Here is a 13523-nt window from a genome sequence, read left to right as displayed (position 1 = left end):
GCGGCCAGGGCGAAGAAGCGGCATTCGTCCCGCCCCTCGCCAGCGACGGAACTTCGCGGCGCAGGTTTTGCTCGATATTGCGGCGCGTGACCGATTCAGGTCTAAATGTGACAGCTAGACAAGGCCAGCGAATGCCCAGGATCAGCGCGGCCGCTATAGCGATTTCAGCCATTACACGCCGACGGAGCCGACCGCGATGAGCCGCGCAATCGAAGACTATGCACTGTTGGGCGACGGCGAGACGGCCGCACTGGTCAGTCGCGACGGCTCCGTCGACTGGTTGTGCTGGCCACGTTTCGACGGTGGCGCCTGTTTTGCCGCGTTGCTCGGCACGGCCGACAATGGTTGCTGGTCGATCGCGCCGGTCGACCGGGCAATCCACCAGCGGCGCCGCTACCAGCAAGACACGCTCGTCGTTGAAACCGACTTCGAAGTGGACAGCGGTGCAGTGCGGGTGATCGACTTCATGCCACTGGGCGACGGTCCAAGTTCGCTCGTGCGCATTGTGACGGGACTGCGCGGCATCGTCAGGATGCGGTCTCGACTTCGGCTACGTTTCGATTACGGTCTGTTGTCGCCGTGGATCGCGCGAGTCGATGGAACGGTGCAGGCGCGCGTCGGACCGGACCTTGTCGTATTGCACACAGACGTCCAGCTGAACGTGAACCATGAGTCGGTCGACGCCGTTTTCGATGTGGAAGCTGGCAAGCGGGTTGCCTTTTGCATCAGGTATGGTTCTTCGCACGAGCCCGCACCGGAACGTCTTGATGCTGAATCCGCCCTGCTGGCTACGCAACGCCACTGGCGTAAGTGGATCGGCCAGTTCGACAACACACGAACGACGTGGCCGAACGAGGTCCGGCGTTCACTCCTAACGCTCAAAGCGCTCATCTACCGAAAGACGGGCGCGATAGTCGCCGCGCCCACGACGTCGCTGCCGGAAGCACCGGCTGGCCAGCTGAACTGGGACTACCGTTATTGCTGGCTGCGCGACACGAGTTTCGCGTTGGTCGCATTGCTCAATGCAGGGCTTCACGAGGAGGCACTCGCGTGGCGCGACTGGCTGCTGCTCGCAATTAGCGGTTCACCCGAGAACATTCGGGTCATGTATCGCGTCGATGGCAACCGCCATTTGCATGAGCGGACTATCGACTGGTTACAAGGCTACCGTTATGCAAGCCCCGTGCGTGTCGGCAATGCGGCGGCTGCGCAGCATCAGATCGACATACTGGGAGAGATCATCGACTGTCTGTCGGTCGCGCGGCGTGCCGGATTGCCGTCGCCCAGTCACGAAGAAGAGATTGAAAGACGTATCGTCGAGCACCTCGAGACCGTATGGAATACGCGCGGCTCGGGAATCTGGGAGTCGCGTTCGGAACCTCACCACTACACTTATTCTCGCGTGATGGCGTGGGTCGCGGTGGATCGTTTCATCACGCACCGCTCAACCGGTGACCCGCCAGCCTCACCGCTCGAAGAACGCCTGCGCGCGCTGAGGGAAACGATTCACGAAGAGGTCTGTCGCGAAGCCTGGAACGATGGCCTCGGCACGTTCACGCAGTATTACGGCAGTGAGACTCTGGATGCAAGCCTGCTGCTGATGCCGCTCGTCGGCTTTTTACCCGCCGACGACCCGCGCATGGCATCGACGATTGACACGATCCGCCGGGAGCTGACCGAAGGCGGTCTAATCCGACGACGCAAGAAGGACCCGCGTGGGCCGAATGAAGGCGCCTTCCTGGCCTGCTCGTGCTGGATGGCGGACTGTTTGAAAATGCAGGGTCGGGATTCGGAAGCACGGGAACAGTTTGAACGGGTGCTTGCGGTGGCGAACGATCTCGGTCTTTTTTCCGAGCAGTACAACACACAACATCGGCAGATGGCCGGCAACTTTCCTCAGGCGCTGACGCACCTCGCTGTGGTCAACACTGCGATAGGCTTATGCGGACCTGCCTTGCGACGGGGCGGCGGGTGACCTGCCGAGGCAAGCGTTGTCAGCCGCGCATTAAACGGAACAGCGTTTGTTCACTGACGCAGGCAGTGTCTCCTTTCCATTGGAGTCTTCCATGAGCAACGATATGAAGAGTCCGTCACATCCGTTTCCCTCATCGCCCCCTTCCGGCGTGCGAGCGTGTCTGGAAAACGAAGTCCGGCAAGGCAAAGTTCCTAGCAATCGCTGCGGTTATCGGTGGATCTTTGAGCGGAGCCGTTCGACGTCGCGGTCGGAGACCGGCTCCGCGTGATTGCTCCATGTATTCCGAATGAAGCTGACCACCTCGGCAATCTGACCGAAGGTTCTACGATCGGTGCGCAGAAAGGCACGGCCCGCACGTCAATCACTGGCGAATGCCACGGTGGACAGCAGTGCCAACGCGGCCTGGCGTGAATCGAGGCGGGTGTGCTGTACCACTACCGGAACGTCCGACTCGAATAGGCTGGCGTATTCTGTGCCCGTCGGAATCGTCTCGGGCTCGTTCAGGTCGTTGAAGCGCATGTGCAGTGTCCGCTTCGCAGGAACCGTGAAATGGTATGGACCAGCCGGATCACGATCCCCGAAAAAAATCGTCAACTCGATATGCGCATCTTCATCCCCGGCGTTAAGAATGCACGCTGCCTCATGGCTGATCAAATCGGGACCATCGCCAGTACTGTATTGCGGCAGATAGCCCTCGGCAATCGCCCATCGGGTTTTTCCAATCGCCTGCATGGCCCCTCCCGCGTTCCTGACCTTATGGGCAGCTCGTACCCGCCGTCGACAACGCGCAACGCCCATGCCCGGTAGACCATAATTCCTGCGACAACCGTCGAGACTCGCAGCGTCCTATCGTCTCGACCGTATGCTTCTCCGCAAGCGTGCGGTTCTCGCGACCGCTCTTTTCACGACAAAAAAAAGGCGTCACGTTGCCGTGACGCCTTAAAAGTTCTAGCCATTCCGAGGGCCGTGCTAGAACCTGAGAGAAGGTATTCGAAAGGAGCGGGCCTCTAGAATGCGCAATTGGTCCTGGATTCCGGGATTTTTTCCACTCATGCGCGCAAAATGCAATGCGGCAGCGACTTTCGAAATAAGGTTCCATTTTTTATGGTTATGCTGACTAAGTCAAGCAAAAAGATCTATTGGCGAGCCAATCGGCAATTTGTTCCGATACAATGAATTTCCCAAAAATAATCGAACAGGTGCCCCGGCTTCGAGATGTCCTCGCCCTCCATGACCGGCTACCGACACGTTGTCGAACGAACATTTTGAAATACTGTTCCGAAAAAAAGCATGAACCGATCCGCACCTAGCCAAACCGTCGCCGCCAAGGTCCCCGCCAGCAAAGAGCGTGAAGGCTCGGGCGATGAAGTCACCGCCCTCGCGCGCGGACTAACCGTACTGCGCGCCGTCGCCGCCGCGCATGCGCCACTCAGCAATCGTGAACTGGCCGAGTTGACCGGCATACCGAAGCCCACCATGTCGCGCATCACCGCGACCCTCGTGGGCACCGGTTTTCTGCTGCGACTGCCCGACAGCGAGCGCTTCGTGCTGACCTCGTCAGTGCTGGAACTGAGCAACGGCTTTCTGCGCAATTTCGACATCCGCTCGCGCGCGCGGCCGTTCCTGATCGAACTCGCGGAACGCACCGCGTTGTCGGTCCATCTCGCGGTGCGCGACCGCTACGACATGGTCGTGATCGACACGATCCGTCCGCGTTCGGCGGTGCTCGTGTCGCGGCTCGAAATTGGCTCGCGCATGAGCTTGACGCGCACCGCCGTCGGTCGGGCGTACCTCGCGTCGCTCGCGCAGCCGGACCGCGACCGTCTGCTCGCCGGCCTGCAAACGAACGAAGGTGACGACTGGGGCCACATCGGCAGCCGTCTCGAAAGAGCGATCCAGGACACCCTGGAGCGCGGCTTCGCGATCGCCACCGGCGAGTGGTATGACGGTTTGAATGCGATCGCGCTTGGCTTCGTCGGTCCATCGGGCGAGCGCTACGCGGTCAACTGCGGCGGCTCGGCCGACCAATGTCCGCGCGACTGGCTGATCTCGCGCGCCGCGCCCGCGCTGCTCGAATGCATCGACAAGATCGTGCTGGAGATCGGCGGCGCCCCGGGGCGCCGGCTCGACGAATAGGCCGTCGGCGGCACCCGCGGTAATTTGCGCAGTGGCGACGCCAGACCGCCCTCGCCCGACGCTTCGCCAGGATCCTGTAACCTTCGTAATCGAAGGAAAAATACGCGGCTGGACTGTTACAGACGCCGCAACGTACGATCACGCATCCCGTCGCGGGAACGCGCGCGGCGAGCCGCGAGCCCGGTCGAAAAGGGCCTCGCCCATCCGAGATGATTCCGCGTTGCGTTAACATCTCTGTCCCGCGCCTCGGGTAGCATCGCGCTGAATATTGCGCGGCGCCCGCCACCATGACCGCCTGACATGCCGCGCATGCGGGCGCCGCCCTTCGAATGGCGGCGCCCGCATGCGCGGCTCACATCATAAAGCCAGCCACCTGACCGAACCGATGGACGAACAACAAAAGCACCCGGAAACCCAACGCCCTGCCGCTTCCCAGCCATCCGCGAGCGATCCGCAAGCGGGCGCGCCCGGCGCGGTGAAACGCCACCGAGGCCGTACTATCGCGCTGATCGTCGCGGCGCTGGTCGTGCTCGGCGTCGTGCTGTGGCGCTGGCATCCGTGGGGCGGAGCCGGCAGCGGCGCCAGCGCGCCGGCTGGCGCGAGCGGCGCGCGCGGCGGCCGCTTCGGCCGCGGCGGTCCGAACGCGATGGCCAACATGGCGCAGCCGGTGCACGTCGCCGCCGCGACGCAGGGCGAGATGCCGGTCGTGCTGACCGCGCTCGGCACGGTCACGCCGCTCGCCACCGTCACCGTGCTGCCGCAGTTGAGCGGCGTGCTGCAGGATGTCTATTTCAAGGAAGGCCAGATGGTCAAGAAGGGCGACGTGCTGGCCCAGATCGACCCGCGCCCGTATGAGATTTCGCTGCGCAACGCCGAGGGCACGCTGGTGCGCGACCAGGCGCTGCTCGCCACCGCGCGTCTCGATCTGAAGCGCTATCAGACGCTGCTCGCGCAGGACTCGATCGCGAGCCAGCAGGTCGACACGCAGGCCTCGCTGGTGCGGCAATACGAGGGCACCGTCAAGGCCGACCAGGCGAACGTCGACAGCTTCAAGCTCGACCTCGTCTACGCGCGCATCACCGCGCCGGTGTCGGGACGCGTCGGTCTGCGCCAGGTCGACCCGGGCAACTACGTGACCTCGGGCCTCACGAACGGCATCGTCGTGATTACGCAGCTCGATCCGATCAGCGTGGTCTTCACGACCTCGGAAGACAACCTGCAGCAGATCATCCAGCACACGCGGAATGGCGAGCAGCTTTCGGCCACCGCGTACGACCGCAGCAACACCCACCCGCTCGAAGTCGGCTCGCTGAAAACGATGGACAACCAGATCGACACGACCACCGGCACCATCAAGCTGCGCGCGATCTTCGAGAACAAGGACAACGGCTTGTTCCCGAACCAGTTCGTCAACACGCGGCTGCTCGTCGATACCATCAGGAACGCGGTGATCGTGCCGACCTCGGCGGTGCTCAACGGCTCGATGGGGACCTTCGTGTACGTCGTGAAGCCCGACAACACGGTGACCGTGCGCCAGGTCAAGGTCGGCCCGGTCGACGGCGAGCGCACCAGCATCCAGTCGGGCCTCGCGGTCGGCGAGCGCGTCGTGATCGACGGTTCGGACCGGCTGCGCGAAGGCGCGAAGATCACCATCCCGGCCGAGCGGCCGCGTGGCGCATCCGCCGCGCACGGCGCGAGCGCCCCGGCGAGCGCCTCGGGCGCGCGCGCGCATCACGGCCGGCACGCGTCGCAAGCATCGCAATAAGGTAAAGGCACGGCACTTACCGCATGAATCCATCCCGCGCTTTTATTCTGCGTCCCGTCGGCACCGCGCTGCTGATGGCGGCGATCATGCTGGTCGGCCTCGTCGCGCTGCGCTTTTTGCCGCTTTCCGCGCTGCCCGAGGTCGACTATCCGACGATCCAGGTGCAGACCTTCTATCCGGGCGCGAGCCCGGACGTAATGACCTCGTCCGTGACGGCGCCGCTGGAACGGCAGTTCGGGCAGATGCCGTCGCTGAACCAGATGTCGTCGCAAAGCTCGGCCGGCTCGTCGATCATCACGCTGCAGTTCAGCCTCGACCTGCCGCTCGACATCGCCGAGCAGGAAGTCCAGGCGGCGATCAACGCGGCGGGCAACCTGCTGCCGTCCGACCTGCCCGCGCCGCCGATCTACGCGAAGGTCAACCCGGCCGATGCGCCGATCATCACGCTCGCGATCACGTCGAAGACGCTGCCGCTCACGCAGGTGCAGGATCTCGCCGACACGCGTCTTGCGCAGAAGATCTCGCAGGTGGCGGGCGTGGGTCTGGTGAGCCTGTCGGGCGGCCAGCGCCCGGCGATCCGCATTCAGGCGAACCCGCGCGCGCTCGCCGCGTACGGCCTGAATCTCGACGACCTGCGCACCACGATCTCGAACCTGAACGTCAACACCCCGAAGGGCAATTTCGACGGCCCGACGCGCAACTACACGATCAACTCGAACGACCAGCTGACCGACGCCGACGAGTACAAGGGCGCCGTGGTCGCGTACAAGAACGGGCGTCCGGTGATGCTGACCGACGTCGCGAGCATCGTGTCGGGACCGGAGAATACGAAGCTCGGCGCGTGGGTCGACAACACGCCCGCGATCATCCTGAACGTGCAGCGCCAGCCGGGCGCGAACGTGATCCAGGTGGTCGACAGCATCAAGGCGCTGTTGCCGCAGTTGCAGCAGTCGTTGCCCGCCGCGCTCGACGTGCAGGTCGTCACCGACCGCACCACGACGATTCGCGCGTCGGTGCGCGACGTGCAGTTCGAACTGGCGATGTCGGTCGTGCTGGTCGTGCTCGTGATGTACCTGTTCCTCGCCAACGTCTACGCGACGATCATTCCGAGTCTGTCGGTGCCGCTGTCGCTGATCGGCACGCTCGCCGTGATGTACCTGTGCGGCTTCTCGCTCGACAACCTGTCGCTGATGGCGCTGACCATCGCCACCGGCTTCGTCGTCGACGACGCGATCGTGATGATCGAGAACATCGCACGCTATGTCGAGGAAGGCGAAACGGCGCTCGAAGCCGCGCTGAAAGGCTCGAAGCAGATCGGCTTCACGATCATTTCGCTGACGGTCTCGCTGATCGCGGTGCTGATTCCGCTGCTCTTCATGGGCGACGTGGTCGGACGCCTGTTCCATGAATTCGCGATCACGCTGGCGGTGACGATCGTCATTTCGGCGATCGTGTCGCTGACGCTGGTGCCGATGATGTGCGCGAAGCTGTTGCGCCACACGCCGCCGCACGACAGCCACCGCTTCGAGGCGAAGGCGCACCGCGCGATCGACTGGGTGATCGCGCGCTACGCGGTCGCGCTCACGTGGGTGCTGAACCGTCAACGCGCCACGCTGGTCGTGGCGCTGCTCACTCTCGTGCTGACCGGCCTGCTGTACGTGGTCGTGCCGAAAGGCTTCTTCCCGGTGCAGGACACCGGCGTGATCCAGGCGATCACGCAGATGCCGCAGTCGGTGTCGTTCGCGTCGATGGCCGAGCGTCAGCAGGCGCTCGCCGACCAGATCCTGAAGAACCCGGACGTCGAAAGCCTGACCTCGTTCATCGGCGTGGACGGCAGCAACATCACGCTGAACAGCGGCCGCATGCTGATCAACCTGAAGCCGCGCGACGACCGCAGCAACACCGCGAGCGACGTGATCCGCCAGTTGCAGAAAGACGTCGCGCACATTCCGGGCGCGTCGCTGTACATGCAGCCGGTGCAGGACCTGACGATCGACTCGACCGTGAGCCCGACGCAGTATCAGTTCATGCTGACCGATCCGAACATCGGCGAATTCACGACGTGGGTGCCGAAGCTGGTCGAGCGGCTCAAGCAGTCGCCCGAGCTCGCCGACGTCGCAACCAATCTGCAGGACAACGGCCGCTCGGTGTTCATCGACATCGACCGAGCGACCGCGGCGCGCTTCGGCATCACGCCGGCCACGATCGACAGCGCGTTGTACGACGCGTTCGGCCAGCGCATCATTTCGACGATCTTCACGCAGTCGAACCAGTACCGCGTGATTCTCGAAGCGCAGCCGACGATGCAGCACTACACCACGTCGCTGAACTCGATCTACCTGCCCTCTTCCACGTCGACGGGCGGCCAGGTGCCGTTGTCGTCGATCGCGAAGTTCATCGAGCGGCCCGCGCCGCTGCTGGTCACGCACCTGAGCCAGTTCCCCGCCACCACCGTGTCGTTCAACCTCGCGCCGGGTTCGTCGCTCGGCGCGGCCGTGAAGGCGATCCAGCAGGCCGAAAAGGACGTCGGCCTGCCCGCGTCGTTCCAGACGCGCTTCCAGGGCGCGGCGCTCGCGTTCCAGGCGTCGCTCGCGAACGAGCTGTTCCTGATCCTCGCGGCGATCATCACGATGTATATCGTGCTCGGCGTGCTGTACGAGAGCTTCATCCATCCGATCACGATTCTGTCGACGCTGCCGTCGGCCGGTGTCGGCGCGCTGCTCGCGCTGCTGATCACCGGCCACGATCTCGACATCATCGGCATCATCGGCATCGTGCTGCTGATCGGTATCGTGAAGAAGAACGCGATCATGATGATCGACTTCGCGCTCTATGCCGAGCGCGAGGAAGGCAAGCCGCCGCGCGAGGCGATCTTCCAGGCGTGTCTGCTGCGCTTCCGGCCGATCCTGATGACCACGCTCGCCGCGCTGCTCGGCGCATTGCCGCTGATGCTCGGCACCGGCGCGGGTTCGGAGCTGCGCCGTCCGCTCGGTATCGCGATCGCCGGCGGTCTGATCGTGAGCCAGCTGCTGACGCTGTTCACGACGCCGGTGATCTATCTCGCGTTCGATTCGCTCGGCCGTCGGCTGCGCGAGCGCTTTCACCGCGGCGATTCGTCCGGTAGCGCCACGCCCCCCGCCACCGATGCAGGGAACTGAGCGATGAACCTGTCGCGTCCGTTTATCTCCCGACCGGTCGCCACCACGCTGCTGGCCATCGGCATCGCGCTGTCGGGCGTGTTCGCGTTCACGAAGCTGCCGGTCGCGCCGCTGCCGCAGGTCGACTTCCCGACCATCTCGGTGCAGGCGACGCTGCCGGGCGCGAGCCCGGAGACCGTCGCGACGAGCGTCGCGAGTCCGCTGGAACGGCATCTGGGCTCGATCGCCGACGTGACCGAGATGACGTCGCAAAGCTCGGTCGGCTCGACGCGCATTACGCTGCAGTTCGGCCTGAACCGCAACATCGACGGCGCAGCGCGCGACGTGCAGGCGGCGATCAACGCGGCGCGTGCCGACCTGCCCACGAGCCTGCGCAGCAACCCGACCTACCACAAGGTCAACCCGGCCGACGCGCCGATCCTGATTCTCGCGCTCACGTCGAGTACGCTCACGGCCGGCCAGCTCTACGATTCGGCCGCCACCGTGCTGCAGCAGTCGCTGTCGCAGGTTCAGGGGGTCGGCGAAGTGGACGTGAGCGGGTCGGCCAATCCGGCCGTGCGCGTCGAGCTGCTGCCGCACGCGTTGTCGCATTACGGCATCGGCCTCGAAGACGTGCGCGCGGCGCTCGCCGCGGCCAACGCGAACAGCCCGAAGGGCTCCATCGAGTTCGGCGAGAACCGCGTGCAGTTGTACACGAACGACCAGGCGAGCAAGGCGTCGCAGTACAAGGACCTCGTGATCGCCTATCGCAACGGCGCGCCGGTGAAACTCTCCGACATGGGCGAGGTCGTCGATTCGGTCGAGGACCTGCGCAACCTCGGTCTCTTCAATGGCAAGCGCTCAGTGCTGGTGATTTTGTACCGGCAGCCGGGCGCGAACATCATCGAGACCGTCGACCGCGTGAAGGCGATGCTGCCGCAGCTGCACGCGTCGCTGCCCGCCGACGTCGACATTTCACCGACCTCGGACCGTTCCATTACTATCCGCGCGTCGCTGCACGACACCGAGCGCACGCTGGTGATCGCGGTCGCGCTGGTCGTGATGGTCGTCTTCCTGTTCCTGCGCAACTGGCGCGCCACGTTGATTCCGAGCGTGGCCGTGCCGATCTCGATCGTCGGCACCTTCGGCGCGATGTACCTGATGGGCTTTTCGATCGACAATCTATCGCTGATGGCATTGACCATCGCGACCGGCTTCGTCGTCGACGACGCGATCGTCGTGCTCGAAAACATCTCGCGCCACATCGAAGACGGCGTGCCGCGCATGAAGGCCGCGTTCCTCGGCGCGCGCGAGGTCGGCTTCACGGTGATGTCGATCAGCATCTCGCTGGTCGCCGTGTTCTTGCCGATCCTGCTGATGGGCGGCATCGTCGGACGGCTGTTTCGCGAGTTCGCGCTGACGCTGTCGCTCGCGATCGCGGTCTCGCTAGTCGTATCGCTGACGCTCACGCCGATGATGTGCTCGCGCCTGTTGCGCGAGCCGCACGAAAAGCATCAGGAAAACCGCTTCGGCCGCTGGCTCGAAGGCGGCTTCACGTCGATGCAGCGCGGCTACGAGCGCACGCTCGGCTGGGCGCTCCTGCATCCGCTGCTGATCGTCATGGTTCTGCTGCTGACCATCGCGCTGAACGTCGCGCTTTATATCATCGTGCCGAAGGGCTTCTTCCCGCAGCAGGACACGGGGCGCCTCGTCGGCGGCATCCAGGCCGACCAGAGTACGTCGTTCCAGGCGATGAAGGGCAAGTTCTCGGAGATGATGGCGATCGTCGGCAAGAACCCGGCGGTCGACAGCGTGGTCGGCTTCACCGGCGGCCGGCAGACCAACTCGGGCTTCATGTTCGTGTCGCTGAAGCCGAAGAGCGAACGCAAGCTCTCCGCCGACCAGGTGATCCAGCAACTGCGCGCGCCGCTCGGCGACGTGGCCGGCGCGCGCACGTTCCTGCAGGCGGTGCAGGACATTCGCGTCGGCGGCCGGCAATCGAACGCGCAGTATCAGTTCACGCTGCTCGCCGACTCGACGCCCGACCTGTACAAGTGGGGGCCGAAGCTCACCGAGGCGCTGCAGGCGCGCAAGGAGCTCGCGGACGTGAACTCCGACCAGCAGCAAGGCGGTCTCGAAGCGATGGTGACGATCGACCGCGCCACGGCATCGCGCCTCGGCATCAAGCCCGCGCAGATCGACAACACGCTGTACGACGCATTCGGCCAGCGCCAGGTGTCGACGATCTACAACCCGCTGAATCAGTATCACGTCGTGATGGAAGTCGCGCCGCGCTACTGGCAGAGCCCGGAGATGCTCAAGCAGATTTTCGTCAGCACCTCGGGCGGCAGCGCGAGCGGCGCGCAAACCACCAATGCGCCGGCCGGCACCGTGACGTCGAAAGCGACCAGCACGGCGGCCACGACGAGCGCGGCAACCGGCGGCACCGCGGCCACCACGGCGACGAGCGCGGCCAGCATCGCGGCCGACTCCGCGCGCAATCAGGCGATCAATTCGATCGCGGCGAGCGGCAAGTCGAGCGCGTCGTCTGGCGCGGCGGTATCGACCGCGAAGGAAACGATGGTGCCGCTGTCGGCGATCGCGAGCTTCGGGCCGGGCACCACGCCGCTGTCGGTCAATCACCAGAGCCAGTTCGTCGCCTCGACGATCTCGTTCAACCTGCCGCCGGGCGTGTCGTTGTCCACCGCGACCCAGGCGATCTACGACACCATGGCCCAGATCGGCATGCCCGCCACGATTCACGGCAGCTTCCAGGGCACCGCGCAAGCGTTCCAGCAGTCGATGTCCGATCAGCCGATCCTGATCCTCGCTGCGCTCGCGGCGGTGTATATCGTGCTCGGCATCCTGTACGAGAGTTACATCCACCCGCTGACGATCCTCTCGACGCTGCCGTCCGCAGGGGTCGGCGCGCTGCTCGCGCTGCTGCTGTTCAAGACCGAGTTCAGCATCATCGCGCTGATCGGCGTGATCCTTCTGATCGGCATCGTAAAGAAGAACGCGATCATGATGGTGGACTTCGCGATCGACGCGTCGCGCAAGGGAATGTCGTCGCGTGACGCGATCTATCAGGCCTGCCTGCTGCGCTTCCGGCCGATCATGATGACGACCTTCGCCGCGCTGCTCGGCGCATTGCCGCTCGCGTTCGGCAGCGGTGAAGGCGCGGAGATGCGCGCGCCGCTCGGTATTTCGATCGTCGGCGGGCTGATCGTCAGCCAGATGCTGACGCTGTATACGACGCCCGTCGTCTATCTGTACATGGATCGCATCCGCGTGCGCTGGGAGGCGAGAAAGGCACGCCGCGCGGGCGGCGCGGCACCGACGTCGTCATGATGCAGAGGCGGTGGCGCTCACAGCTTCTGCTCGATGGCCAGCGAGAAAATCCGCTGCCATTGGCGCGCCATCCGTTCGTTCGGCATCGGCACGAGCCACTCGCCGTGCCGTGTGTCCCTGACCTTCAGCGCGAGCCGCGCCTGCGCGTCGCGGCCCTGTGCTTCGGCGCCGAGCAGATCGGCAAAGATGTACGCGCCCTGCTGGTCGCCGACGCGAATCTCACAGAACCGCTTGGCCGCCGCGAGCCGCACCGAGCCCCAACTGCCCTTCAGCTCGTGCGTCCAGTCGCCGTCGCGCACGTTCGGCGCGACTTCGCGGCGGCGCTGCCGCCAGTACGCGAGCGCACCGGCGATCAGCAACGCAACCAGCACGGCGACGCCCTCGGCCACCGCCAGCCCGAAAACGGCTCGCAGCGCATCAAAGGCGCGCACGGCGCCGTACCCCAGCGCGATTAGCGCAATCAACGCAACGACAATCGGCATGGCAAGCTCATCCGGTGAAAGGTTCTAGCCTGGCACAGGCGATACGCGATGCCACACGCGGCACACGCGGCCCTTCATTGACCCTTATGCGCGGCCGCCCACTGCTTGAGCGCGTTCAGCGTGTTCTCGACATGCTTTTCGGGCGACAGGCTCGTGTACTCGTAGATGATCTTGCCGTCGGGCGAAATCACGTAAGACACGCGGTTCGCCATGCCGGCCTTCATCGGCATGCCCGCGTCGTACGCGCCGATCACCTTCGCGTCGGCGTCGGCCGCGACCGGGAATTTGCTGCGGCATTCGCTGACCGAAAACTTCGTCAGCGTATCGATGTTGTCGTGCGACACGCCGATCACCGACGCGCCGTATTTCTTGTACTCGTCGACCGCATCGGCGAACTGGTGCGCCTCGATCGTGCAGCCCTTCGTGAACGCGGCCGGATAGAAGTACAGCACGACCGGGCCTTTCTTCAGTTCGTCGCCAAGCGAATACGTGTAGGTCTTGCCGCCGAGCGAGGCCTCGGCGGTAAACGTCGGTGCCACGTCGCCGGGCTTCAGGGTTGCGCAAGCGAGCGGCGAATGCATTGCGAATCCGAACGCCATGACGGCTGCCAGTGCTGCCGGTATGTGTTTTGTCTTCATCTGCTTCTCCATGCGTGAGCGCACGCGTTTGATCCGGTC

General features: G+C 64.5%; 8 protein-coding genes. 5 read left to right on the top strand and 3 right to left on the bottom strand.

Translation table 11 applies throughout. The features are described from left to right. The first annotated feature begins 196 nt into the window (after positions 1 to 196). A complete protein-coding gene (locus tag BJG93_RS05705; RefSeq protein ID WP_027197362.1) occupies positions 197 to 1975 on the top strand; it encodes a glycoside hydrolase family 15 protein in 1779 nt (592 codons plus the stop codon). A 357-nt stretch (positions 1976 to 2332) separates the two neighbouring features. Here the strand turns inward: BJG93_RS05705 and BJG93_RS05700 are convergent, their stop codons facing one another. After that, entirely contained in the window at positions 2333 to 2707 is a 375-nt protein-coding gene (locus BJG93_RS05700) for a sensory rhodopsin transducer (protein ID WP_027197361.1), read from the bottom strand. Positions 2708 to 3265: 558 nt separating this feature from the next. On the opposite strand from BJG93_RS05700, the gene BJG93_RS05695 reads away from it, so the two are divergent. From BJG93_RS05695 to BJG93_RS05680, 4 genes are all read left to right on the top strand, one after another. Further along, positions 3266 to 4111, top strand: a complete 846-nt coding sequence (locus BJG93_RS05695) for an IclR family transcriptional regulator (RefSeq protein ID WP_027197360.1) — start codon at positions 3266 to 3268, stop codon at positions 4109 to 4111. Between the two features lie 385 nt (positions 4112 to 4496). Then, positions 4497 to 5876, top strand: coding sequence for an MdtA/MuxA family multidrug efflux RND transporter periplasmic adaptor subunit (locus tag BJG93_RS05690; protein WP_071336589.1), 1380 nt, complete (start codon positions 4497 to 4499; stop codon positions 5874 to 5876). A 23-nt stretch (positions 5877 to 5899) separates the two neighbouring features. Further along, a complete protein-coding gene (locus tag BJG93_RS05685; protein ID WP_027197359.1) occupies positions 5900 to 9034 on the top strand; it encodes an MdtB/MuxB family multidrug efflux RND transporter permease subunit in 3135 nt (1044 codons plus the stop codon). Positions 9035 to 9037: 3 nt separating this feature from the next. Further along, positions 9038 to 12364 (top strand): efflux RND transporter permease subunit, encoded by a 3327-nt coding sequence (locus BJG93_RS05680; RefSeq protein WP_027197358.1) that lies wholly within the window; start codon positions 9038 to 9040, stop codon positions 12362 to 12364. Between the two features lie 17 nt (positions 12365 to 12381). Here the strand turns inward: BJG93_RS05680 and BJG93_RS05675 are convergent, their stop codons facing one another. Both BJG93_RS05675 and BJG93_RS05670 read right to left on the bottom strand, forming a co-directional pair. Next, the gene (locus tag BJG93_RS05675; protein WP_027197357.1) at positions 12382 to 12846 is read right to left on the bottom strand and encodes a hypothetical protein; all 465 of its coding nucleotides are present in this window, start codon (positions 12844 to 12846) and stop codon (positions 12382 to 12384) included. A gap of 74 nt (positions 12847 to 12920) precedes the next feature. Continuing rightward, on the bottom strand, positions 12921 to 13484 hold the full coding sequence (locus BJG93_RS05670) for a peroxiredoxin (protein ID WP_027197356.1): 564 nt from the start codon (positions 13482 to 13484) through the stop codon (positions 12921 to 12923). Positions 13485 to 13523 lie beyond the last annotated feature (39 nt).

This window comes from Paraburkholderia sprentiae WSM5005, assembly GCF_001865575.2.
Lineage (GTDB): Bacteria > Pseudomonadota > Gammaproteobacteria > Burkholderiales > Burkholderiaceae > Paraburkholderia > Paraburkholderia sprentiae.
This window is presented reverse-complemented; position numbering and strand designations above follow the sequence as displayed.